General features: G+C 62.9%; 21 protein-coding genes. 18 read left to right on the top strand and 3 right to left on the bottom strand.

The window, feature by feature from the left end; all coding sequences use genetic code 11:
* Window positions 1-65: 65 nt before the first annotated feature.
* The 6 genes from SCLO_RS01300 (at window position 66) to fabI (ending at window position 8,578) form a co-directional block, all read left to right on the top strand.
* On the top strand, window positions 66-449 hold the full coding sequence (locus SCLO_RS01300; protein WP_231923303.1) for a cupin domain-containing protein: 384 nt from the start codon (window positions 66-68) through the stop codon (window positions 447-449).
* A 277-nt stretch (window positions 450-726) separates the two neighbouring features.
* Window positions 727-3,030: a nitric-oxide reductase large subunit gene (locus tag SCLO_RS01295; protein ID WP_066516557.1), complete on the top strand. Its 2,304-nt coding sequence runs from the start codon at window positions 727-729 to the stop codon at window positions 3,028-3,030.
* Between the two features lie 401 nt (window positions 3,031-3,431).
* Window positions 3,432-5,192 carry a PHA/PHB synthase family protein gene (locus tag SCLO_RS01285; RefSeq protein WP_066516555.1) on the top strand — a complete coding sequence of 587 codons (1,761 nt, stop codon included), beginning with the start codon at window positions 3,432-3,434 and terminating at the stop codon, window positions 5,190-5,192.
* A gap of 1 nt (window position 5,193) precedes the next feature.
* Entirely contained in the window at window positions 5,194-6,615 is a 1,422-nt protein-coding gene (locus SCLO_RS01280; RefSeq protein WP_066516554.1) for a bifunctional enoyl-CoA hydratase/phosphate acetyltransferase, read from the top strand.
* A complete protein-coding gene (locus SCLO_RS01275) occupies window positions 6,612-7,808 on the top strand; it encodes an acetate/propionate family kinase (protein ID WP_066516553.1) in 1,197 nt (398 codons plus the stop codon). Before SCLO_RS01280 ends, SCLO_RS01275 begins: the two co-directional genes overlap by 4 nt.
* Window positions 7,805-8,578: an enoyl-ACP reductase FabI gene (fabI, locus tag SCLO_RS01270; protein ID WP_066516552.1), complete on the top strand. Its 774-nt coding sequence runs from the start codon at window positions 7,805-7,807 to the stop codon at window positions 8,576-8,578. Before SCLO_RS01275 ends, fabI begins: the two co-directional genes overlap by 4 nt.
* 26 nt (window positions 8,579-8,604) lie before the next feature.
* On the opposite strand, the gene SCLO_RS01265 is transcribed toward fabI, so the two are convergent.
* On the bottom strand, window positions 8,605-9,030 hold the full coding sequence (locus tag SCLO_RS01265) for a hypothetical protein (RefSeq protein WP_066516550.1): 426 nt from the start codon (window positions 9,028-9,030) through the stop codon (window positions 8,605-8,607).
* 271 nt (window positions 9,031-9,301) lie between these two features.
* Between SCLO_RS01265 and SCLO_RS01260 the strand changes: the two genes are divergently transcribed.
* From SCLO_RS01260 to SCLO_RS01225, 8 genes are all read left to right on the top strand, one after another.
* Window positions 9,302-11,140, top strand: a complete 1,839-nt coding sequence (locus tag SCLO_RS01260) for a PAS domain-containing sensor histidine kinase (RefSeq protein WP_096362073.1) — start codon at window positions 9,302-9,304, stop codon at window positions 11,138-11,140.
* A complete protein-coding gene (locus tag SCLO_RS01255; RefSeq protein WP_066516548.1) occupies window positions 11,130-11,774 on the top strand; it encodes a response regulator transcription factor in 645 nt (214 codons plus the stop codon). The genes SCLO_RS01260 and SCLO_RS01255 overlap by 11 nt, the downstream gene beginning before the upstream one ends.
* 184 nt (window positions 11,775-11,958) lie before the next feature.
* Window positions 11,959-12,351: a response regulator gene (locus SCLO_RS01250; protein WP_066516546.1), complete on the top strand. Its 393-nt coding sequence runs from the start codon at window positions 11,959-11,961 to the stop codon at window positions 12,349-12,351.
* A 347-nt stretch (window positions 12,352-12,698) separates the two neighbouring features.
* Entirely contained in the window at window positions 12,699-13,226 is a 528-nt protein-coding gene (locus SCLO_RS01245; RefSeq protein WP_066516545.1) for a hypothetical protein, read from the top strand.
* 66 nt (window positions 13,227-13,292) lie between these two features.
* Window positions 13,293-14,114 carry a universal stress protein gene (locus SCLO_RS01240; protein WP_066516544.1) on the top strand — a complete coding sequence of 274 codons (822 nt, stop codon included), beginning with the start codon at window positions 13,293-13,295 and terminating at the stop codon, window positions 14,112-14,114.
* A gap of 48 nt (window positions 14,115-14,162) precedes the next feature.
* Complete coding sequence (locus tag SCLO_RS01235) at window positions 14,163-14,717, top strand: GNAT family N-acetyltransferase (RefSeq protein ID WP_066516542.1); 555 nt, start codon at window positions 14,163-14,165, stop codon at window positions 14,715-14,717.
* Between the two features lie 51 nt (window positions 14,718-14,768).
* Window positions 14,769-15,119 carry an MDR/zinc-dependent alcohol dehydrogenase-like family protein gene (locus SCLO_RS01230; protein ID WP_066516541.1) on the top strand — a complete coding sequence of 117 codons (351 nt, stop codon included), beginning with the start codon at window positions 14,769-14,771 and terminating at the stop codon, window positions 15,117-15,119.
* Window positions 15,112-16,668 carry a bifunctional aminoglycoside phosphotransferase/ATP-binding protein gene (locus SCLO_RS01225; RefSeq protein ID WP_066516539.1) on the top strand — a complete coding sequence of 519 codons (1,557 nt, stop codon included), beginning with the start codon at window positions 15,112-15,114 and terminating at the stop codon, window positions 16,666-16,668. The genes SCLO_RS01230 and SCLO_RS01225 overlap by 8 nt, the downstream gene beginning before the upstream one ends.
* 3 nt (window positions 16,669-16,671) lie before the next feature.
* Here SCLO_RS01225 and phbB read toward each other — a convergent pair whose 3' ends face one another.
* Window positions 16,672-17,391 carry an acetoacetyl-CoA reductase gene (gene phbB / locus SCLO_RS01220; RefSeq protein ID WP_066516538.1) on the bottom strand — a complete coding sequence of 240 codons (720 nt, stop codon included), beginning with the start codon at window positions 17,389-17,391 and terminating at the stop codon, window positions 16,672-16,674.
* A 7-nt stretch (window positions 17,392-17,398) separates the two neighbouring features.
* The gene (locus SCLO_RS22770) at window positions 17,399-17,650 is read right to left on the bottom strand and encodes a hypothetical protein (protein WP_123905424.1); all 252 of its coding nucleotides are present in this window, start codon (window positions 17,648-17,650) and stop codon (window positions 17,399-17,401) included.
* Between the two features lie 160 nt (window positions 17,651-17,810).
* On the opposite strand from SCLO_RS22770, the gene SCLO_RS01215 reads away from it, so the two are divergent.
* The 4 genes from SCLO_RS01215 to SCLO_RS01200 all read left to right on the top strand — a co-directional run bounded on the left by SCLO_RS01215 (window position 17,811) and on the right by SCLO_RS01200 (window position 23,184).
* Window positions 17,811-20,486, top strand: a complete 2,676-nt coding sequence (locus SCLO_RS01215; protein ID WP_066516537.1) for an HAD-IC family P-type ATPase — start codon at window positions 17,811-17,813, stop codon at window positions 20,484-20,486.
* Between the two features lie 32 nt (window positions 20,487-20,518).
* Entirely contained in the window at window positions 20,519-21,400 is an 882-nt protein-coding gene (locus SCLO_RS01210; protein ID WP_169925547.1) for a universal stress protein, read from the top strand.
* Between the two features lie 122 nt (window positions 21,401-21,522).
* Window positions 21,523-22,317 (top strand): universal stress protein, encoded by a 795-nt coding sequence (locus tag SCLO_RS01205; protein WP_066516588.1) that lies wholly within the window; start codon window positions 21,523-21,525, stop codon window positions 22,315-22,317.
* A 489-nt stretch (window positions 22,318-22,806) separates the two neighbouring features.
* Entirely contained in the window at window positions 22,807-23,184 is a 378-nt protein-coding gene (locus SCLO_RS01200; RefSeq protein ID WP_066516533.1) for a PRC-barrel domain-containing protein, read from the top strand.
* The last annotated feature ends 66 nt before the right edge of the window (window positions 23,185-23,250 follow it).

Here is a 23,250-nt window from a genome sequence, read left to right as displayed (position 1 = left end):
TCGGGCCTGCTTGTAACGCTCGCGGGATTGTTTCGCCGGATCATCGGCAGCGATCCGCGCAGACATTGCGGTCATCGCTCTGCAACTCAGGAATGCGAATAGTGGCGCTGCATCACGCGACATCTGGTGAGGTGATCGATCTTTCCTTGCGGCCGATCTCAGCCGAAACCGAACACTCGACGGCGATCGTCAAGACCGACCAGTTCGAAGCCATTCGTCTCGTGATCCCGCGGGGGACGGATATGCCCCAGCATCAAGTTCCGGGCAGCATCACGCTGCATTGCCTGGAGGGCCGCGTGCAATTGGGGCTCGGCGAAACGGTGGCCGAGCTTGGCGCGCATCAATGGGTCTATCTCGAAGGCGGCGCGGCGCATTCGGTCAAGGGCGTTGAAGATTCCGTGCTGCTGCTGACGATCCTTTTTCCACCTGCCGATGCGAGCATCGGATGACGTCCGACAGGCCGGCGATCAGTCCGCCGCAGGCAACCCATCATCTCGTTCCGCCCGGGCGCATCACGAGGCAAGTCGAGTTCATCCGGGAACGCGCGCATCTTGGCGAATACGAACCTCTATATCTCCATCGTCGCCTGGCCAATACACAGTCATCGGAGATGGATTTCGTCCGCATTATACGACTGCATCAGCTATACTTGCTGTCAGCACAATAACAATTTTCGCCGCTGTAGGCGGCAGCCAGGGACTGTTCTGAGCGAAGAGGGGTTGGGGCATGAAGAGCTATCAGACGACATTCAGCATCAAAAGGCTGTGGATCATCCTGTCGGTCGGCATGGTGGTCATGTTCGGTATCCTGCTGCTGCTCGGTCAGCAGATCTACCAGCAGGCCCCGCCGATTCCCGAAGCGGTGAAATCCCAACGCGGCGAGACATTGTACACGCGCGCCGATATCGAGGCCGGCCAGAATATCTGGCAGTCGATCGGCGGCATGCAGCAGGGCTCGATCTGGGGGCATGGCAGCTATCTGGCGCCTGACTGGAGCGCCGACTGGCTGCACCGGGAGACGGAGGCCTTGCTCGCTCTGTCCACCGCACCGCTGCCAGCAGGCCTCTCCGCGGCGCAGGCCGATGCCGTGCGAAAGGCCGCGCTGCAGGAAGAAATGCGCAGGAACAGCTACGATCCTGCATCCGGTGTCATAACGGTCAGCGACACCCGCGCGCGCGCGATCGGGCAGGTGCAGCAGCACTTCGTCAGCTTGTATGTGGGCAGCGACCCGACCTCGCTGAAGCTGCGCCGCGATTACGCCTTCCCCATCTACGGCGAATTGTCGGCCGCAGAAGCCCGGCAGCTTACGGCCTTCTATTTTTGGACCGCCTGGGGAGCGACCACGAACCGTCCGGGCGACACCATCACCTATACCAGCAACTGGCCGCATGAGCCATTGGTAGGCAATAGCCCGACCACCGGCACATTGTTGTGGAGCCTGGCGTCGGTGATCCTGCTGCTCGCCGCGGCTGGAGCGTTGATCGCCTATTACGCCAAGCAGTTCGACGTCTGGCGCGGCGACATCTTGCCCGAAGGCGGCATGGCGACCTCCGACCTTCTGGGACAGGCTGTCATCACACCATCTATGCGGGCTACGGCAAAATATTTCTGGGTCGTCTGCGCCCTATTCGTGGCGCAGGTCCTCCTCGGTATTGTCACCGCCCATTATGCGGTTGAAGGGCAAGGTCTCTACGGGCTGCCGTTCGCCGAATATCTGCCCTACACGATCACCCGCACATGGCACACGCAGCTCGCGGTGCTGTGGATCGCCACGGCTTGGCTGGCGACCGGACTATACGTCGGGCCGATGCTCGGAGGCCGCGACCCCAGGTTCCAGCGCTTCGGCGTCAATTTCCTGTTCATCAGTCTACTCATCATCGTCATCGGCTCCTTTGCCGGGCAATGGGCGGCCGTCCACCGCTTCTTCACCGACCTGACAGCGAATTTCTGGTTCGGGCATCAGGGCTATGAATATGTCGATCTCGGACGCTTCTGGCAGATTTATCTTCTGATCGGTCTGTTCCTGTGGGTGGCGCTGGTCGTGCGCGCGCTCTGGCCCGTGCTGCGCGAAGAAGGCAGTAAATCTCTCATCTATCTTGTACTGGTATCGGCGCTCGCCATCGGGCTGCTCTATGGCGCGGGACTGATGTGGGGCCAGCATACCAACATCGCCGTGATGGAATATTGGCGCTGGTGGGTGGTACATCTGTGGGTGGAAGGCATCTTCGAGGTCTTCGCCACAGCCATCATCTCGCTGCTGTTCGTGCAGATGGGTATCCTGCGAACTTCCACCGCCACCGTGATGGTGCTGTTCGCGACGATCATCTTCCTGTTCGGCGGGGTGCTCGGGACCTTCCATCACCTCTATTTCAGCGGGACGCCGACGTCGGTGATCGCGGTCGGTGCGACGATCTCGGCCCTTGAAGTGGTGCCGCTGCTGGTGGTCGGGTTCGAGGCCTACACACGGCACAAGGTCGAGCATGAGGCCGAATGGGAACGGATTTATCACTGGCCGTTCATGTTCTTCGCTGCCGTCCTGTTCTGGAATCTGGTCGGCGCCGGATTGTTCGGCTTCCTGATCAACCCGCCGATCGCGCTCTATTACATGCAGGGACTGAACACGACGGCGAACCACGGCCATGCCGCCCTGTTCGGTGTCTACGGCATGCTCGGCCTTGGGCTGACGCTCTATTGCATGCGGGGATTGACCGACGTCACGCGGTGGAACCAGAAATGGATCAGGATATCCTTCTGGTCACTCAACATCGGCCTGGCGATGATGACCTTCCTGTCGCTGCTCCCGCAGGGTATCCTGCAAACCTATGCCAGCATCGAACATGGCTATGCCTATGCCCGCTCGGCGGAGTTCATCCATAGCCCGATCATGCAAGCGCTGGTTTGGGCAAGGGTGCCCGGCGACGTCGTCTTTGCCGTCGGTGTCTTTGCGTTCGCGTGGTTTATGGTCCAGGCATTCATGCTCGGTAAGAGGCCGGGCCCAGAAACGATCACCGTTCCTAAATCAGTGCTTTAGATCCGACACTCCGCTCCCGGTCGCAGCTCGGTTTTCAACGGAGAGCCCGCTGGTTTCTGACATTGGTCGGGAGCGAATAGTGCCTTTTGCCGTGAAGCGACGTCAGGATCGCCGCACAGGCTCGCCTGATAGAGCGAGAATTGCGTGCATCCCGAGTACCGGCCCGCGCTCACCGACTATTATCGCGGCGCGCGCGAAGGCCCCTACGGCCAGCAATCCCCGTCTCTGCCGGTCGAGGTCTTGTCCCGGCACCGGAGCTTTATCGAGACGGGTTCGGTGTTGCTCGATCGGAAAGGGACGTTCCGTAAATCCTCGCGGGTTACGATCCAACGGACATTACGTAGTGCGACGTAGGATCCCGGACGGCATGTCCCAAGCCGAGGCAAGCGAGCGGAGCAGATATGTCCAACATGGTCTCATCTTCTAACGGTCATGATCCGCTCGATGGCATTGCCCAGACGCTGGATCGCGCAGCTGCGGCCTTTGTCGCCCAGGCGACCTCAGGTCTTTCGCCAGTCACGATGATCCAGGCTTTTTTGGACTGGAGCACGCACCTCACGATATCGCCGGGGAAGCAGGTGCAACTTGCAGCCAAGGCGGCTCGCAAGGTTGGGCGCATTGCCGATTATGCCGCCCGGCGAGCAGGAAACGCCAAGACTTTGCCTGCGATTGAACCGCTGCCGCAAGACCGGCGCTTCGTCGATCCCGCATGGGCCGCGCAGCCCTTCGACCTGATTTCGCAGGCATTCCTCCTCAACCAGCAATGGTGGCATGCCGCAACGACGGGCATCGGCGGGGTTTCCCGGCATCATGAGGACATGGTCAATTTCGCCGCGCGCCAGATGCTTGATGTCTTCGCACCTACCAACTTCCTCGCCACCAATCCTGTGCTTCAGCGCAAGATCGTCGAGACCGGCGGGCAATGCCTCCTCGATGGCGCACGGCATTGGTGGGAGGATGTCGAGCGCCTGAGCCGCGGCGAGCCGCCGGTGGGCACGGAACAGTTCCGCGTCGGCGAGACGGTTGCCGTGACGCCGGGTAAAGTGGTTTTCCGCAACGAGCTTATCGAACTGATCCAGTATACGCCGACCACCCAAACGGTCCATCCCGAGCCGATCCTGATCGTCCCGGCCTGGATCATGAAATATTACATCCTCGACCTTTCGCCTGAGAATTCGCTCGTCCGCTGGCTGGTCGGCCAGGGTCACACGGTGTTCACGATCTCCTGGCACAATCCCTCGCGTGAAGATCGCGATCTCGACATGGACGATTATCGTCGGCTGGGGCCGATGGCTGCGCTCGACGCCGTCCAGGCGATCACCGGTTCGGCCAAGGTCCATGGTCTGGGCTACTGCCTCGGCGGCACCTTGCTCGCCATCACGGGGGCGGCGATGGCGCGCGATCAGGATGAGCGCCTTGCCACCCTCACCCTGCTCGCCGCGCAGACCGAATTCAGCGAGCCGGGCGAACTCGGCCTCTTCATCGATGAGGCGCAGCTCAATCTTCTTGAGAACCTGATGTGGAGCCGCGGCTATCTCGACAGCAGCCAGATGGGCGGCGCTTTCCAGATTTTGCGCTCGAATGATCTCATCTGGTCGCGGATCCTCGCCACCTATCTCCTGGGCGAGCGCGAGCCCATGTCGGACCTGATGGCGTGGAACGCCGACGGCACCCGCATGCCCTTTGCAATGCACAGCCAGTATCTGCGCCAGCTTTTTCTCGACGACGATCTGGCCGAAGGGCATTTCAAGGTCGCAAACCGCACCGTCACCCTTTCGGCGCTGCGCCAGCCCCTTTTCGTGGTCGGCACGGAGCGCGACCATGTCGCGCCCTGGCGTTCGGTCCACAAGATCCATTGGCTGACCAGCGCGGAGATCCGCTTCGTCCTGACCAACGGCGGCCACAATGCGGGGATCGTGTCCGAGCCCGGCCATGCGCATCGCCGTTTTCAGGTCGCAACGCGGCCGGTCGATGGCCCTGCCCTCGATCCGGATGATTGGCTGGAGCAGGCGGACCCGCAGGAGGGCTCGTGGTGGATCGACTGGGGTCGATGGCTCAGCGAGCATTCGAGCGACCCTGTTGCGCCGCCCGTCATGGGACAAAGCGAAGGTCCCTACCACCCGATCTGCGATGCTCCCGGTCATTATGTGATGGAGCGCTGAGATGAGCAGCGCCGAGATCATCGAGAACCGCACCTTCGACGAGATCGCCGTGGGCGAGAGCGCCAGTGTTACGCGCATCCTGGGAGAGCGGGATATCCAGCTCTTCGCGCTGGTCTCGGGCGACGTCAATCCGGCGCATCTCGATGCCGAGTTCGCCGCCGGCGATCTCTTTGGCCGCGTTATCGCCCATGGTTTGTGGGGCGGTGGCCTGATCTCTGCCGTGCTCGGCACCGAGCTTCCTGGTCCCGGCACGATCTATCTCAGCCAGAGCTTGCGGTTCTGCCGACCGGTTGGCCTGGGCGATTCGATCACCGCATCGGTCACGGTGAAGGAGAAGCGTGCCGAGCATGAGGTGATCCTGTTCGACTGCCGCTGCATCAATCAGGACGGCAAGGACGTCATCATCGGCGAAGCCGAGGTCCGCGCGCCGACCGAGAAGGTGCGGCGTCCCCGGATTGCGTTGCCCGACGTCCAGATCTCGGATCATGACGGTTATCGCAAGCTGATCGAACGGACCGCCGGCGATAAAGCGGTACCGACGGCCGTCGTGCATCCCTGTAGCGCGGCCGCGGTGACGGCCGCCGTCAACGCGGCCGAAGCCGGTCTCATCCGACCCCAGCTGGTCGGCCCGGAAGCGCGTATCCGCAAGGCGGCCGAGGACGCTGGCAAAGACATCTCCGCCTTCAAGGTCATTGATGCGCCGCACAGTCACGCAGCGGCAGCCCGGGCCGTTGATCTGGTTCGCTCGGGCGAAGCGCGGCTTCTGATGAAGGGCTCGCTTCACACCGACGAGTTGATGAGCGCGGTGGTTTGCGCAGCGACGGGTCTTCGCACCGAGCGGCGGATCAGCCACGCTTATGTGATGGATGTGCCGGGCCATCCCACGCCGCTGATCATCACCGATGCCGCGATCAACATCGAGCCGAGCCTTGAGGACAAGGCGGACATTATTCGCAACGCTATCGATCTGGCGCATGTCATGGGCATAGACGAACCGAAGGTCGCGATCCTGTCGGCGGTCGAGACGGTGAACCCGGCAATCCGATCGACGCTCGAAGCCGCCGCACTCTGCAAGATGGCCGATCGCGGCCAGATCAGCGGCGGCATCCTTGATGGTCCCCTCGCCTTCGACAATGCAATCAGCGAGAAGGCCGCGATGGAAAAGGGCATCGTCTCCCCCGTCGCCGGGCGGGCCGAAATCCTCGTCGTTCCCAATCTCGAAGCGGGCAACATGCTCGCCAAGCAGCTCACCTTTCTCGGCGGCGCCGATGCTGCCGGCGTCGTGCTGGGCGCGCGCGTGCCCATCATTCTTACCAGCCGCGCCGATTCCCTGCGCACGAGCCTCGCCTCCTGCGCGGTTGCGGTGCTTCTCGCCCGCGCCGCGCCTAAAGCCGCCCCGGGGCCGTTCGTGCACTCTGCATGAAAGCGATCGTCACGCTCAACGCTGGCTCCTCCAGCATCAAGTTCGCGCTGTACGAACTTTTGCCGCATGGCTTCCGCTTCGATGCGGGCGGAAAGATCGAAGAGATCGGCACGGCACCACGCCTGCGCGCCCGGAACGCCGCAGGTGAGGTCATCCTCGAACGCGACTGGCAGCAAGCGAACGCCATCTCGCATGAGCATCTGCTCGAAGACCTTTTCGCCTGGGCGGCGACGCAGCTTGGCGATCGCGAAATCGTCGCGATCGGTCATCGCATCGTTCATGGCGGATCGGACTTTGCCGCTCCGCGGCTGATCGATGATGCGCTGCTCGATGCGCTCGACGCCCTGATCCCGCTGGCACCGCTGCACCAGCCCCACAATCTCGCCGCCGTTCGTGCGCTACGCGCCCTTGCGCCGCACCTGCCGCAGATCGCCTGCTTCGACACCGGCTTCCACCACGACCTTGCGCCACTCACGACCCGTCTCCCCTTGCCCCGCTCCCTCCATGAGCGAGGTATTCGGCGCTACGGCTTCCATGGGTTATCCTACGAGCATATCGCCAAGCGGCTGCGGGACATTGAGCCGACACACGCCGGCGGGCGCGTGATCGCGGCGCATCTCGGCAACGGCGCCAGCCTGTGCGCGATGCGCGAGGGCAAGAGCATCGATACGACAATGGGGTTCACCGCGCTCGATGGCCTGATGATGGGCACGCGCTCCGGCGCGCTGGATCCCGGCGTCGTTCTGCATTTGCAGATCCAGCTGGGCATGTCGGCTCAGGAGGTGGAGACCTTGCTATACAGGCAATCGGGGTTGCTCGGCGTGTCCGGTTTGTCGAACGACATGCGCGCGCTCCATGCCAGCGACGCGCCGGAGGCCGCTGAGGCGATCGACCTGTTCGTGCGGCAGGCTGCTCGTCAGGCAGCGGGGCTCATCCCCACGCTGGGCGGTCTTGACGGTTTCGTCTTCACGGCGGGAATCGGCGAGAATGACGCCTGCATCCGCGCGCGCATCTGCGAAAGCCTGTCATGGGCAGGCATCGCTCTCGATGCCGATGCCAACGAGGCCAACGCCGCCGTCATCAGTACCGGGGATAGCAAGGTGCTCGTCCGGGTCATTCCGACCGACGAGGAAGCCGTGATTGCCCATCATGTAGTCGACCTCATCAGATCCGAAGGAGGTATTTCGCGATGAATCCGCTGGTGGATCTTTCCGGAAAACGCGGGCTGGTCGTCGGCATCGCCAATGACAGCAGCATTGCGGCCGGCTGCGCCGAAGCCTTTTCCCGGTGCGGCGCGCGTCTGGCGGCGACCTATCTGAACGAGAAGTCGAGAACCTATGTCGAGCCGGTCGCGAAGGCGCTCGGCGTTGAATGGCTCGCCCCCTGCGATGTCCGGCAGCCTGGTGAACTCGAAGCGTTGTTCGAACGGGTCCGGACCGAATGGGGCGGGCTCGACTTCCTGCTGCATTCGATCGCCTTCGCGCCGCGCGACGATCTGCACGGACGGGTGGTCGACTCGTCCGCCGAGGGCTTTGCGCTCGCGATGGACGTCTCATGCCATAGCTTCCTGCGCATGGCGAAGCTGGCCGAGCCGCTAATGATCGATGGCGGCTGCCTTCTATGCGTAACCTTCTACGGTTCCGAGCGCGTGGTCGAGAATTACAATCTTATGGGGCCGGTCAAGGCCGCACTGGAGAGCGCCACGCGCTACGTCGCCGCCGAGCTCGGCCCCAAGGGCGTCCGCGCGCATGCGATCTCGCCCGGGCCGATCGCAACCCGCGCCGCGAGCGGGATCGAGCGCTTCGACGAACTGCTCGAGCGCGCCGCTGCCACCGCTCCAGCCGGCCAGCTGGTCGATATTGCCGATGTGGGGGCGCTGGCAGCCTTCCTCGTCAGCGATGCGGCCCGCCGGATCACGGGCACCATCATCCCGGTAGATGGCGGACAACATTTGATGGCTTGAGCTTGTGCTCGCGCAGGCGGATGCTTCTAGCTTTTCTCCGTCGGCAGGTCCTTGTCCGGCGCAGCCGTCGATGCGGTCGATGCCACCAGGGCCAGCCACGGTTTGAATAGCCCCTCCACCGGGAGAACCGGTTCGACTGTCAGAGCCTCGGCCCAGCTCTTGCGCCAGTCGCCGACGGCGCTCTCGATATCCTGGGCGGTCGCCGTGCGAACAGCCTCGATTTCGGCGAGCATGTCTTGCCAGTGCCCGTTGACGCTATTCATCGAAGCGCTCTTTTCGCTCGACAGGCCGTTCGCGAGGACGAGGCGAGCTTCCTCTCCGATCTCGGATGCGCCCTTGGTTCCGAGCTCGATCAGCTTCTGGCCGCTTTCGCGCCAAGTCTCGGCAAGCTTCAGGCCCAACCGGATATTCGCCTGAGCGAGAGCGACGACATTTTCGAGACGCTGTGCCATGGTCTTCTCCTGATGGGGCGCGTCCTTTCAGACGGATCGATGGCAGCCTCGTCCAGGCAGCTGTTCGCAGCCATTGTGGAATGTACTTAGCCGGACTTCGTCGCCGAACGGTCACATCGCGCGACAACAATCGCGTCGATGCCGCGCAGGAGTTGCAGTAAGCTACTGTGAGCGCAGTCTGAGGCATGCTGCATCTTAGTTTCGCGGATCGAAATAGATGACAAAGACTTCTTCAACCCTGTCACCTCGCGCGGGCCCGATAGCATCACTCATGGTGGCGATCGTCTTCGTCGCGATCGCAACGGTGGCCGCGCTTGCGCTCGAACCCCTGCTCGCCGATCGCCCGATCTGGCTCCTGCTGACAGTGGCGGTTCTCGCATCGGCATGGACAAGCGGGGTCACGACGGCAGGTTTTGCGACGGCGGCTTCGGCTGTTACCGGCTTTCTCCTGATCGATACGCCGTTCCGCGACATGGATCATCTGGTTCACGCGTCGGGCTTCGGGATGATTTCGGTCGGGCTGATCCTGCTCACCAGCCGCCTCTCGCACTGGCGGGAGGCCGCGCACGTCCACGAAATCGACGCGGGCGAAAACTCGCGCAAAGCGCACGAGACGGCCGAAGAGCTGGCGCTCCTGATCGACGGCGCGACGACGCTCGCCATCTATATGCTCGATAAACAAGGCCGGGTGGCGATCTGGAACAAGGGCGCCGAGCGGATCAAGGGCTGGAAGGAAGAGGACATTCTGGGGCGCAGCGCTGCGGTCTTCTATCCTCAAGACGATGTCGCGCGTGGCAAACCCCAGGCCGATCTCGATCGCGCACGCGCGGAGGGCCGATTTCAGGAGGCCACCTGGCGCCTGCGCAAGGATGGATCGGAATTTCTTGCCGATGTGACCATCACCCCGCTTCATGACGAAGACGGACGGCTGCGCGGGTTCGGGAAGGTCGTTCGCGACATCACTGACGAGAAGGCGGCCGAACGCGCGATCGAGAAGCGAGAAGCGCAATTGAACTCGATCCTGGCCAGCGTTCCCGACGCCATGGTGGTCATCGATGCCGAGGGCATAATGCTCTCGTTCAGCCATGCCGCGCAGCGGATGTTCGGTTACGAGGAAGCCGAGGTGCTCGGCAAGAATGTCTCGATGCTCATGCCGTCCCCCGACCGCGAGGCGCATGATGGCTATATCGCGCGATATCTTGAAACCGGCGTGGCGCACATCATCGGCAGCACGCGGCGGGTCATCGGTTGCCGGAAGGACGGGACGCTCGTGCCCCACGAACTGGCGATCGGCGAAGCGACCGGCGGCGGGGAGCGCGTGTTCACCGGCTTCATGCGCGATCTCACCGACCAGGAGGCCACGGCGGCGCGTCTCCAGGATCTGCAGGCGGAATTGATCCATGTCTCGCGCGTGAGCGCGATGGGCGCCATGGCATCGACGCTCGCCCATGAACTCAACCAGCCGATCACCGCGGTCGTCAACTATGTGCAAATCGCTCACGTGCTTCTGGAAGATCCCGATCCGGACACAGTCGCGGAGATACGCGAAGCGCTGGCGGACGCGGCGTCGGAAGCGCTCCGTGCCGGCCAGATCGTTCGCCGGTTGCGCGCTTTCGTGGCGCGGGGCGAAGTGCAGAAGCAGGTCGAGGATCTGCCGAAGCTGATCGAGGAAGCCTGTTCGCTCGGCCTGGTGGGTCTCAGCGAACATGGCATCGAGACCCGGCTCCTGCTCGATCCGGATGCGACGCCGGTGCTGGCCGACCGTGTCCAGATCGAGCAGGTCCTCGTCAATCTCATCCGCAACGCTGCCGAAGCGATGGCGGAAAGCCCCACGCGCGAACTGACGATCGCCACGGGGCTGGAAGGGCCGGCGATGGTGCGCGTGACCATCGCCGACACCGGGCCCGGCCTTGACGCGGAAGTCGCCGCCCAGCTGTTTCAGGCGTTCCTCAGCACCAAGACGGAAGGGATGGGTCTGGGGCTGTCGATCTGCCGAACGATCGTCGAGGCACATGGCGGCAAGATCTGGGTGGAAAACCCGCCGGGAGGCGGAACGCGCTTTCATTTCACGTTGATGCATATCGTTTCGGAGGACCGTGATGTCGGATAGGCGTACCGTACATATCGTCGATGACGAGGCCGCGATCCGCCGCTCGGCTGGCTTCCTTCTCAAGAAGTCGGGATACCGCGTGGAAGCGTGGGCCTCAGGCGTCGATTTTCTCAAGGGGGTTCGCCACGCGACCGACGGCTGCATTCTGCTCGACGTCCGCATGCCGGTCATCGATGGCCTGGAAGTCCAGCAAGCACTCGTCGATCAAGGCGTGACTATGCCGATCGTGCTGCTCACAGGGCATGCCGACGTCGGAATTGCGGTACGCGCGATGAAGGCTGGCGCGGTGGATTTCGTGGAAAAGCCTTTTGACATGGCGGTCCTCCTCGGTGCCATCGAGACGGCCTTCGCACGTTTGGACGATCAGGAGCGTTATGCGGCATCCGCACAGGAAGCCGCGCTGGTCATCGCCAGTCTCACCCCACGCGAGCGCGAGGTGCTCGAAGGTCTCGCCCGAGGTCTGCCCAACAAGACGATTGCCTTTGATCTCGACATCTCGGCCCGAACGGTCGAGGTTCACCGTGCCAATCTGATGACGAAGCTCGGGGTCCACTCGTTCCCCGATGCCCTGCGGATCGCTTTCGCGGCGGGATTGGGCACCGACCGGGAACAGGGATCGTCATCTCCTGCGTGACGCTGGGACCGATGGGAAGGATCCGGGCAACCGCTTGACCTGACGCCGCCAAGCCGCGTCCTTGTGACGCAACGCGAAGATGGCGAGCGCCTCGCTCGCAGATTGGGATGTTTACGTAGGGACGAGGGTCCGGGCCGCGACACATAGTGGCAATAGAACCGCATTTTGCCGGGAGGGATGCACGATGCCCCACCTCGCTCCTTCAACCGAACCGGAACGACCGCGTGTCCTCCTCGTGGAGGATGACAGTATGGTTCGCCGGTCGATCCAGCTGATCCTGCAGGCCCGCGGTTATGACGTGCGCGCCTTTTCCAGTGGTGTCCAGGCGCTTGCCGATCCATCCGTGGTCGAGGCCGCTTGTCTGGTCACCGACTATCGCATGGCGGGCATGACCGGACTGGACCTGCTGCGCGGCCTTCGCGCCGTGGGATGGCGACGTCCCGCCATCCTGATCACCGCCCACCGCAGCGACTACATTGCCGAGGGCGAGGATACACTGTTTGATGAGATACTGGAAAAGCCCCTGCTCGACCGCCGCCTATGCGCATGCGTCGACCGCGCGACGGGTCGCGCTTAGCTCGCATCGCGGATCCAAACAGCGCAATGATGGTCAGGGGGAGACAGGTGCTGTCGGCCCACAGCACGATAAGGGAATGTGCGTAGATCGACTCGCAGTGCTTGACGCTAAGCTGTGGGGCAAAGTTCTCGCTCGATGGCCTGTTGCTGCCAACGGCTTCTTATGACGACTAATCGCGATTATGCATTATCGATCCTCGCGAAGGACGATCAACGCGAAGGAGTGCAAAAAATGGCCGCGCGGCGTCACCGATCCGGCACGAGCAGCGATCTTGCGATCGGAACGACGGTCGATCCCGGCCTCCACGCTATGCCCGGTTTCGATCGTCACAATCCCAGGGGTTCGTCATGAACCCTATCGCCCTCTCCTCACCTGTCAGACTGTCGGAAGTTCATGGCCTTATTACGGCCGCCGCGCGCTGCTGGCGCACGGCACGCGACCAAAGGGCGAAGGTCCAACAGCGTCTTTACACGCTGGTCATCGATCAGGACTGCGGAATGCTTGCCCCGGTATTAAACGGCTTGCTGACACTGTATGAGACCGCCTTGGGCAGGCCGATCGTCGTAGGCGGAACCAGATTGTCGCTCGACGAACAGGCACTGCTGGGCATCTTCGACGGCGCGCATGACCAACATCGCGCAATGCGATGCAGCGAGGGGATGGCAGCCGCTTTCTCGTGCGCCGTCCGGTCGGCGCGGATCATGATAGCAAAGGTGCTTGCAGATCGCATCGAACCCTGTGGTCCGTCCTTGCTGTCCCCCACAAGCGCGATACCCATGGCGGGAGAGCGACTGTTCGACTGGAAAAATGACGAACGCCCGGAACCAGCAATCCGGTCGGCGCTCTCCGGTCTGATCCCGTCTGGATCTAAGTAGATTCCACGAATGCGTTTCTCCTTGGGATGATCGACCTTCTCGCCAGCTTCTACGCGCGAGGGCGACATGACGGTGAAAGACATATTGGCGATCGTCGACACAGGCGATGCTGACGAGCAGTTCTTGAAAGACGCGCGAGAGTTCGCTCGCTTTCACGAGGCGCATCTGAGCGTGGCAATCTTGTCGGTGGTCCCCACGCCGGACTATGCCCTCGCCTACGCGCAGCCCTATTTTCTGCTGTCGGACTATGTCGAAGCGGCTGGGGAAAAGCAGGCGAAGGTCGCCAGGATCGGCGAGCGGGACGGCTTCGAGGTTCGTATCCTGAGCGACGATCCTGGCGCCCTGCTCGACAAAGCCCCCGTGCAGGCGCGCTACGCCGATCTGATCCTTTTCGGGCCGGTGGATGCCTATGCCAACAAGCATCTGCGGCGGCGGCTTTTCGAGAACATTGCCCTTTCTTCCGGGCGACCGGTGATCGTCCTGCCCGCGCAATGGACACCACGTCCTTTCGCTCATCTTGCGATCGGATGGAATGCGACGCGTGAGGCGACCCGTGCGCTTGGCGATGCGCTGAAGCTCGCGCAGGCTGGCGCAAAGATCGACATTCTCGTCGTCGATGCCAAGTCCAGTACGAAGGGGCATGGGTCCGAGCCGGGCGCCGATATCGCCCGCAATCTCAGTCGCCACGGGTTCGACGTGACGGTTCATGCCCTGTTCTCGGAAGGCGAGAATCAGTCGGCTGTGCTGACCGATTTTGCGCGGCAGCACCGCGCGGATCTGCTGATCATCGGCGCCTCTGCCCATTCGCGGCTGCGCGAACTCTTCCTGGGCGGCGTCACTCATGATCTGATCGACGGCGCGCCTATCCCCGTCCTTCTGGGACATTGATCGCCCTTCCCCAGTCAATCCCGCACCAGGATTTCCGGAGCATCCGCAATGTCATCGCCTTCTTCTGAACCATCGAGCCCGCAAGCAGAAATCCTCACGACCGGCACCGGACTGCGCCTGCACGTTCGCCCGGCCGATGCCGCCGACGAAGCCGCGCTCGAAACCTTCTTCGAAAATGTGACGCTCGAGGATTTGCGCTTCCGCTTCCTCTCGGCGGTCCAGCATGTCGGGCACGACCAGATCACTGCGATGCTGCGGACCGATCGGGAGCAGACCGTGACGCTTCTCGCTTACGAGGAGAGTGCAGCGCTAGTCGGTGTCGCAATGCTTGCCGCCGATGTGCAGGGCGAAACCGCCGAAGTCGCGGTTTCTGTCCACCGCGACAGGAAGGCGCAAGGCATTGGCTGGAGCCTGCTGCGGCACGTAGCGCTGCTCGCGCGCGCAAGGGGCATTCTGCGCCTGCAGTCGATCGAAAGCCGCGACAATCATGCCGCGATCGAGGTCGAGCGCGATCTGGGCTTCACCGCGCGAGCCTGTCCCGGCGATCCCACGCTCATTTTATTGGAAGCCGACCTTGTTGGAGACACGGCCCCCGAGACATGAGCGCATGCGCCATCAGCGAGAGATAGGCCCCCTGTCCAGATTGGTGAACCCGTGGCGGTGATGATAGCGATGCAGATCGGTGCGCTCGTCCCCGCCGCGCTGACGCTCGTGTGCAAGCGCGGCCGGGTCGTGTGTGCGGGCATCCCTATGAGCGACATTCCGATCTTTGCCTATGCGGACCTGTGGGAAGAGCGCCAGATCCTCTCCGTCGCCAATTTGACGCGCGAGGACGGCACGTCCTTCTTCGAGGTGGCCGCCCGGTCGGGCCTGCGCGCGGTCACAGAGACTTTCCCGCTAGAACAGGCCAATGTGGCGCTCGACCGCTTGCGAAAGGGGACGCTCACCGGCGCCGCCGTCGTCATTTCACCGCAGGCCGACGCGGCGAGCGGCAACCATGGCTGATCATGCCGACAAAAGTGCTTCCGATCTGGACGGGTGGCTCTCCCGCGGCAACGCTTTTGGAAGCTCTGGGCCTGTCCGGCGGATCGACACACATGCTGCGAGCATCTTCCTGAGTGGCGACACCGCGTGGAAGATCAAGCGGCCGGTGGATCTGGGCTATCTCGACTTCTCTACGCCCGAAAAGCGCCGGACGGCCCTGGAAGCCGAGCTTGCGCTCAATCGCCGAACCGCGCCAAGCCTCTACACAGCCGTGCATCCGATCACGCGAGACAAGGCCGGCCTCTTGGCCATCGATGGCGACGGCAAGGCGATCGACTGGATCCTGGAGATGCGACGATTCCCGGACGGCGCGCTCTGGAGCGAACTGGCTGACCGCGACGCGCTCGATCAAACGGCGCTGCAGCAGCTGGCCGATTCCCTGGTCGACTTCCATTCCAGAGCTCAGATCGTCTGGCCCGGCGACGGCGCCGCCCGTATGCGCCAGATCATCGCCGGCAATGCCGAAGCGATGGGGAATTTTTCCGACATCCTCGAGCCCAACGCTGCTATCGAACTGACTGAGCGGCTCAGCGCCCTGGTGGATCACAACAGCGAGCTGCTCGATGCGCGCGGAAAGGCCGGCCACATCCGCCATGTCCATGGCGACCTGCACCTCGCCAACATCGCGATGATCGATGGCGTGCCGACGCCGTTCGATTGCCTCGAATTCGATACCGAACTCGCGACGACGGACGTGCTCTACGACCTTGCCTTCCTGCTGATGGATCTCTGGCAACGGGGCCTGCGCTCACAGGCCAACATGGTATTCAATCGCTATCTCGATCAATCGCCCGAGGACGAGGGCGCCATCGGCCTGATGCCGCTGTTCATGAGCGTGCGCGCATCGATCCGCGCCCATGTGGCGGCCGTGCGAGCAAAGCGCGGCGGTGACGCCGCTCGTGCCGGCAAGGAGGCCGTGCATTATCTCGAGCTTGCGGGAAGTCTGATCGCCGAGAAAAGACCGAGGTTGATCGCGATCGGCGGCTTATCCGGCACCGGCAAATCGACGCTGGCGCGAACGCTAGGCGCGTTTTTCGGGAGACCGCCCGGCGCGCGCATCTTGCGCAGCGATATCCTGCGCAAGCGCCTCGCGGGTGTTTCCTCGGAAACGCCGTTGCCCGCCTCGTCCTATAGCGCCGAGGCCAGCGCTGCCGTTTATGTTACCCTTGGCGGCCTTGCCCAGCGCGATCTGACAGCGGGCCACGCCGTTATCGCTGACGCGGTGTTCGGCATTCCGGATGAGCGCGAAGCGATAGCGGAGGTCGCGCGACGCGCAGGGTGCGCGTTCGCCGGACTTTGGCTCGAACTACCCGAACTTCAGCGCATCGCTCGCGTGGATCGCCGGATATCCGACGCATCGGATGCGAACGCCGAAATCGTGCGAGCGCAGTCGCAAAAATTAACCGGCAAACCCGCCAACTGGGATATCTTGATCAGCGAGGGTTTGCTGGCTGACCTTTCCCGAAAGGCGCGGGCGTTGCTTGGCCTGAAGCCAGGCGGCGACGACTGACCATCAGATCATGGCCTGGCCACCATTGACCGAAAGCGTCGATCCGGTGATGAACCCGGCTTCATCGGCAACGAGAAACGCAACGCAGCGGGCGATTTCCTCGGGCCGGGCAAGACGGCCGACCGGGATTCGAGCCACGATGGTCTTCATGATTTCGGGCGCCACGGCCGCGACCATCTCGGTGTCAGTATAGCCCGGTGCGACTGCATTGACCGTCACGCCGTCACGCGCCACCTCGAGCGCCAGCGCCTTGGTGAAGCCGAGCATGCCGGCCTTCGCGGCGGCATAGTTGGTCTGTCCGAACTGCCCAGTCTGGCCATTGATCGACGCGATGCTGACGATGCGCCCCCATCGCCGCGCCCTCATGCCGCCGACCACCGCTTGCGCCATGTTGAAACAGCTGTCGAGATCGACGCCAAGCACCCTCTTCCACGCCTCCTCGCTCATCTTGAGCAGGCTGGAATCGCGTGTGATGCCAGCATTGTTGATCAGGATATCGATAGGACCGAGCGCCGTTTCCACTTGCGCGACGCCCGCTGCGCAAGCTGCATGGTCGCTCACATCCCAGCGGAAAGTGGGAATGCCGGTTGCCTCCGTGAAACTGGCCGCGCGGGCTTCGTGGCCGCTATAGGTTGCCGCGACGCGCAAATCGGCCGCCTGAAGCGCGGCGCAGATCGCCGCGCCGATCCCCGTGGTGCCGCCCGTCACAAGTGCTGTACGCATGGAAGCCTCAGCATCGTTCGATGATGTCGGACGTCGCGCCGCCAGACCCTAAGAGCGCGAGGGTTGCGCGAGATGCCGGCGCCGTTGGAGCAAGTTCAGGGCTCGGCACCCGCCTGCCGCGGATTTCCGCCAGACGGCGTTGATAGGCTTTCACCAACTGTGCGTGGCAAAGACGCGCTTCCGGGCAGTGCGCCAGCTCAAGCTGGCGGCGGTGAAACAGGGCGCGCTTGAGATAATAGTGATGATCATTGCTTGGCACAGTCTCGCCTTTCCTCGGCAAGCGTGCGGCACTCTTGCCTCACCCGCATTACGCAGATTCCCGTAAGCGGGGGCGGTCGCCCTAGTATGATCCCGTATATTCCGCAGCAATCGCAATCCTGATCTTCGCTGCAAGTCAACGAACCAACGGGGTAATTGCGGTGAAGCCGGAAAAGATCGCAGCCTGGCACGCCTTGGCGGCCGACTCGGTGCTCGACCGGCTGGATTCCGGTTTAGCCGGTCTTAGCCAGCAGCAAGCCGACGAAAGGCTCGCCCAGCATGGGCCGAATGCCCTTCCCGACTTGGCGACCATGCATCCGCTTCTGCGGTTCCTCGCCCAATTCAACAGCGCGCTGATCTATTTCCTGCTCGCCGCAGCCTTTGCGGCCGCTTTGCTCGGCCACCTCGTCGATGCCCTCGTCATCGCGGTCGTTGTCCTCGTCAATGCGATCGTCGGCTTCGCCCAGGAAGGTAAGGCAGAGCGCGCACTCGGTGCGATCCACGACATGATCGCCCCGCACGCAACCGTGCTGCGCGATGGCGCGCGGCGGATGGTCTCGGTACGCGATCTGGTGCCCGGCGATATCGTGATGCTCGAAGCCGGCGACCGCGTCCCGGCCGACCTGCGCCTGCTGCGGGCGCGAGGACTGTTGATCGACGAAGCGCCACTCACGGGCGAATCCGTGCCAGTCGAAAAGCAGGAAGAGCCTGTAGACGATAACGCCGGCATCGCCGACCAGCGCAGCATGGCCTTTTCTGGCACGTTGGTTGCCTCGGGCCAGGCGAGCGGCGTCGTCGCGGCGACCGGCCCGCAGACACAGATTGGCCGCATCGGCAGCCTGCTTTTGGCTGTCGAGACGGTTACGACGCCGCTGCTTCGCCAGATCAACCGGTTCGCACACCGCTTCACCTGGCTGGTGATGGCGGGCTCGGTTCTATTGTTTTCCTTCGCTGTGCTTGCGCGCGAGTTTCACTGGATCGATGCGCTGATCGCCGTCGTGGCTCTGGCCGTCGGCATCATCCCCGAGGGCCTGCCGGCGGTCATCACCATCACGCTGGCGATTGGGGTGCAGCGTATGGCGTCGCGCAATGCGGTCATCCGGCGACTGCCTGCCGTCGAGACGCTGGGCGCTACCTCGGTGATCTGCTCGGACAAGACCGGCACGCTCACGCGCAACGAGATGATGGTGCGGCGGGTGTTGATCGAGAAGGACGATATTCTGATTGGCGGGTCCGGCTATGCCCCGGAGGGCGGTCTGACCAGCGAAGGCGCCGAAGACGATGCCGATGCGATCGCGGCCGCCAGTGCGATCATTCGCGCTGGCCTGCTCTGCAACGACGCGACGCTGAGACGCGATGCCGACCGATGGCAGGTCGATGGCGATCCCATGGAAGGCGCCCTCGTTGCGCTGGCAACGAAGGCCGGCCTCAACGCCGATCATCTGCGAGCCGAATGGAAGCGGCTCGACGAAATCCCGTTCGACGCCGCCTACCGCTTCATGGCGACGCTCCATGCGGGGCCAGCCGGGGAGCATGTCATCTTCCTCAAGGGGGCGCCCGAGGAGGTGATGGCGATCGCCGGGATCGATCCGCGAAACTGGGAACAGCGGATCGTCCAGGCGGCCGGCCATGGCGAACGGCTGCTGGGCTTCGCGATGAAGCGGCTACCGGCTGGCAAAACGCGGATCGCCTTCGATGACCTTGAAGGCGGCGTCGAGTTCCTGGGTCTGATGGGCTTCATCGACCCGCCGCGCGAAGAGGCCAAAGCGGCGATCGCCGAATGTCGCTCGGCCGGCATCGCGATCAAGATGATCACGGGCGACCATCTCGGCACCGCTCTTGCCATCGCGCGCCAACTTCAGATCAGCGAAGACCCGCGGGGAGTGACAGGCAAGGAACTCGAAAACCTCTCCGACGACGCGCTCGCGGCGCGCGTGATGGAGATCGATGTGTTCGCGCGCACCAGTCCCGAACATAAGCTGCGGATCGTCCGCGCGCTGCAGTCGCACGGCCTGATTGTCGCCATGACCGGTGACGGTGTCAACGATGCACCCTCGTTGAAGCAGGCAGACGTCGGAACAGCGATGGGTCGCAAAGGCACCGAGGCCGCGAAAGAAGCGGCCGAGATGGTGCTGCTCGACGATAACTTCGCATCGATCGTCGCCGCGGTCCGCGAGGGGCGCACCGTCTATGATAACATCCGCAAGGTCATCGCCTGGACACTGCCGTCGAATGGCGGTGAGACCGTCGCGGTGGTGCTGGCGATCATGATCGGCTTCACCCTGCCGATGACAGCGACCCAGATCCTCTGGATCAATCTCATTCTCGCGGTCACTCTGGGTCTTGTGCTGGCGTTTGAACCGGGTGAACCGGGTACGATGGAGCGGCGCCCGCGGCCGGCCAGCGCGCCTCTGCTTTCGCCGTTCATGCTGTGGCGGGTGCTGCTTGTCTCTGTCCTGCTGGCGGTTCTCGCGCTGGGTGTCTTCTTCCATACCTTGGGACAAGGACGCGATCTGGAGACCGCGCGCACCATGGTCGTCAACATGCTCGTGGTCGCGGAGATCTTCTATCTCTTCAACGTACGCTACCTCCACATGCGTTCACTGACCTGGCGCGGCGCGATCGGAACCCCTGCGGTGCTCGGCGCGATCGCCTGCGTGGTGCTGGCGCAGCTGCTCTATACCTATGCCCCTTTCATGCAGGCGATCTTCGAAAGCCGCCCGCTCACGCTGGAGGATGGCGCGCTTATCATCGTCCTCGCCATCGCTCTGTTCCTCTGCCTTGAAGGCGAAAAGCTGCTGATGCGCCGCCTTGGCTGGTTCGAGGAACTCAACTGACCGCCAGGTCCCTATTTGCGATGGGAAGCCGAATGACCACTCCTGCCCGTCCTCGGAAAATCCTCCTTGCCACGGATATGAGCTGCCGCTGCGACCGCGCGCTCGACCGGGCCATCCAACTGGCGCGGGAGTGGGACGCCGAACTGATCGCAGCCCATGTCATCGATCCCGCGAAGACCGGTCAGTTCCGGTTCGACCGCAAGCCCGCCTCGTGGCGTCGGCTGCCTAGCCCCGTCGACCGGATGAAATGGCGCCTCAGGCGCGATCTGGGCACCGCGGCCGACGCGATCCGGATCCTGGTCGAGGAAGGCGATCCGCCCGAGATGCTGCTGGAAATGGCGGCACGCGAGGACTGCGATCTCATCGTGACCGGCATCGCCCGCGACGAGACGCTTGGCCGTATGCTGCTCGGCAACACCCTCAACCGGCTGGTGCGCGGATCGCCGGTGCCGGTGCTCGTCGTTCATGATCGCGCGGTCCGGCACTATCGCGATATTGTCGTCGGCACGGACTTCTCGGAGGCTTCGCTTCAGGCGCTGCTCATCACGGCGGCCTGTTTCCCGGCTGCCGCGCTGACGCTGTTCCACGGCTATGACGTCCCCTTCTCCGGCTATCTCGACGAGCAGGACTTCAAGCGTGACCTCGGCGTCATGGAGAAGGAACTCGGCGACAAATTTCTGGCCGATGAGCGCGTCGATGAACCCCTCAGGGGCAGGACCGACGTCGTGATCGCGCATGGCAGCCCCGAGCGGTTGCTCAGTGATTATGTGGAAGACCACGATATCGACCTGACCGTGATCGGCAGCCATGGCCGGGGTGCGCTGTTTGACGCGCTGATCGGGAGCACGGCGAAGACGCTCCTGGAAATGCTCGAAGGCGATCTGCTGATCGTGCATTATCGACCCGCGGATTAGGCCAAACCTCTGTCTGCAGATGTTCAATCATTCGCGCCGAGGAATGATTCGCCTCCGTAATATCCCGCATATTGACCGGCATAAACACATCCTAGCCTTGGCCCATCGAGATGGAGGCGCGCATGAAGAATATCCTTTTCCTGGCACATGACGATGAGGGTCAGGAAGCCCGGCTGCAGGCCGCACTCGACCTCACTCGAGCACTGGACGGGCACCTATCCTGTATCGACGTCACGATGGTGCCGAATTTCGCGGGCGACTATGACGGCATGGGCTCGGCAATGCTGCTCGCCGACGAACGCGACCGGGAAGCCAGTAACAAGGCCAGCCTCCAGGCCCGTCTTGCGTCCGAGGATGTTGCGTGGAGTTGGGGCGATGCGACGGGGTTCGCCGCCGAGGCCGTTCTCGACGCCGCGGCCCTCGCCGATCTCATCGTGCTGAATCGCAAGCTCGATCAGATTCCGCACCCTGACTTCGCCGAACTCGCGAGCCGCGTCGTCATGAAAGCACGCAAGCCTGTCGTAGCAATGCCTGACGATGTCATAGGCTTCAAACTCGGCCGTGCGCTCATCGCATGGGATGGACAGGCTTCCTCGGCGGCGACGATGCGGGCGTGCATCCCGCTCCTGGCGCTTGCCGAGGAAGTGCAAATCTTCATGGCCCGTGACGGCGCTGAGCAGACCGAGCCGACCGAAGCTGCTCAGTATCTTTCCCGGCACAATATTCATGCCTCGGTCCATATCGTCGATGATGGCCTGACTCCTGCTGATCATCTGATTGCCGATGAAGCCGCCAACTGGCACGCGGACTATGTCCTGATGGGCGCTTATGGACGCGGTCGCCTGATGGAGACGTTCGGAGGTGTCACCAAGCGCATGCTCGCGCACGGCAAGCTTCCGCTGATTCTCGGCCATTGAGTTAGCGCGAAACCTGGCCGCGCGTCTGGGACGTCCGCCCCTTTTTCTACCTCCGGTTTGAGGAAGAGTTTTCCGGTAATGTGAGGGCCCACATGAAGTGATGCCCATCTGACCATATCCGGTGGGCAGACGGTCACGCGGCAGCTTCTCCAAGCTCCCAGCATTGGACCCAGATTGCTGGACCGAGATTGGCAGGTTGTTTCTGTCCTCTACAGACGTCTTTTTCTGCCGCATTCAGAAGAGGGGCGTTGCACCGATGTGCTCAGCAAATAAGGCAATTGGATCTCGGCCAGTGGCCTTGCCCCAAGGCCTTCCTGACAAGGTGGACGGCTAAAGCCCGTTGGATTTTGAAACGGCGAAAAGCATGCGGGGTATCGGCCCGTCCCGCCTCGCGCACCTTCCGGCGACATTCCCTTGGCCGTCACGACAGAGTCTTGCTGCACTGGCAATGACCACAAGACGGGGGGTTCTCGAAGAAGGAGACTCCACATGACAGACCAACGTGACGATGTCGAAATCGAAGAATCCGACCGCCTGATCGCATCCGACAAGGTCGAAGGCACCGCCGTTTATAACCAAGAAGGCGACAAGCTCGGCCACATCCACAATTTCCTTGTCGACAAGGTCTCGGGTCAGGTCGAATATGCGGTACTGCAGTTCGGCGGATTGTTCGGACTTGGCGCCGACTATTATCCGCTGCCCTGGCAATCGCTCACCTACGACACCGAACAGGGCGGCTATATCGTCGATCTCGACAAGGAGACGCTGGAGGCCGCGCCGCGCTATGCCGAAGAGGAACCGCGCTTCGACCGCGCCTATGGCGAGCAGATTTACCGCGCCTACGGCATGACCTATCCAGGCATCTGAATGACACGGAACCGATGGCGGCGCGACCGGCGTCGCGCTGCCGCTTCCTTCCATTCAGTCTCGCCG

Source organism: Sphingobium cloacae, from assembly GCF_002355855.1.
Classification (GTDB): Bacteria; Pseudomonadota; Alphaproteobacteria; order Sphingomonadales; family Sphingomonadaceae; genus Sphingobium; species Sphingobium cloacae.
Note: the sequence above shows the minus strand (reverse complement) of the source record. Positions and strands in the feature narration are given on the sequence as shown.

What these genes read in the sequence shown, in the direction of transcription:
- SCLO_RS01235 (WP_066516542.1), top strand. Translation starts at nt 14,163, where the DNA reads ATGTCATCGCCTTCTTCTGAACCATCGAGCCCGCAAGCAGAAATCCTC.
- SCLO_RS01205 (WP_066516588.1), top strand. Translation starts at nt 21,523, where the DNA reads ATGAAGAATATCCTTTTCCTGGCACATGACGATGAGGGTCAGGAAGCC.
- SCLO_RS01245 (WP_066516545.1), top strand. Translation starts at nt 12,699, where the DNA reads ATGAACCCTATCGCCCTCTCCTCACCTGTCAGACTGTCGGAAGTTCAT.
- SCLO_RS01285 (WP_066516555.1), top strand. Translation starts at nt 3,432, where the DNA reads ATGTCCAACATGGTCTCATCTTCTAACGGTCATGATCCGCTCGATGGC.
- SCLO_RS01255 (WP_066516548.1), top strand. Translation starts at nt 11,130, where the DNA reads ATGTCGGATAGGCGTACCGTACATATCGTCGATGACGAGGCCGCGATC.
- phbB (WP_066516538.1), bottom strand. Translation starts at nt 17,391, where the DNA reads ATGCGTACAGCACTTGTGACGGGCGGCACCACGGGGATCGGCGCGGCG.
- SCLO_RS01240 (WP_066516544.1), top strand. Translation starts at nt 13,293, where the DNA reads ATGACGGTGAAAGACATATTGGCGATCGTCGACACAGGCGATGCTGAC.
- SCLO_RS01260 (WP_096362073.1), top strand. Translation starts at nt 9,302, where the DNA reads ATGGTGGCGATCGTCTTCGTCGCGATCGCAACGGTGGCCGCGCTTGCG.
- fabI (WP_066516552.1), top strand. Translation starts at nt 7,805, where the DNA reads ATGAATCCGCTGGTGGATCTTTCCGGAAAACGCGGGCTGGTCGTCGGC.
- SCLO_RS01265 (WP_066516550.1), bottom strand. Translation starts at nt 9,030, where the DNA reads ATGGCACAGCGTCTCGAAAATGTCGTCGCTCTCGCTCAGGCGAATATC.
- SCLO_RS01250 (WP_066516546.1), top strand. Translation starts at nt 11,959, where the DNA reads ATGCCCCACCTCGCTCCTTCAACCGAACCGGAACGACCGCGTGTCCTC.
- SCLO_RS01295 (WP_066516557.1), top strand. Translation starts at nt 727, where the DNA reads ATGAAGAGCTATCAGACGACATTCAGCATCAAAAGGCTGTGGATCATC.
- SCLO_RS01280 (WP_066516554.1), top strand. Translation starts at nt 5,194, where the DNA reads ATGAGCAGCGCCGAGATCATCGAGAACCGCACCTTCGACGAGATCGCC.
- SCLO_RS01210 (WP_169925547.1), top strand. Translation starts at nt 20,519, where the DNA reads ATGACCACTCCTGCCCGTCCTCGGAAAATCCTCCTTGCCACGGATATG.
- SCLO_RS01225 (WP_066516539.1), top strand. Translation starts at nt 15,112, where the DNA reads ATGGCTGATCATGCCGACAAAAGTGCTTCCGATCTGGACGGGTGGCTC.
- SCLO_RS01275 (WP_066516553.1), top strand. Translation starts at nt 6,612, where the DNA reads ATGAAAGCGATCGTCACGCTCAACGCTGGCTCCTCCAGCATCAAGTTC.
- SCLO_RS01200 (WP_066516533.1), top strand. Translation starts at nt 22,807, where the DNA reads ATGACAGACCAACGTGACGATGTCGAAATCGAAGAATCCGACCGCCTG.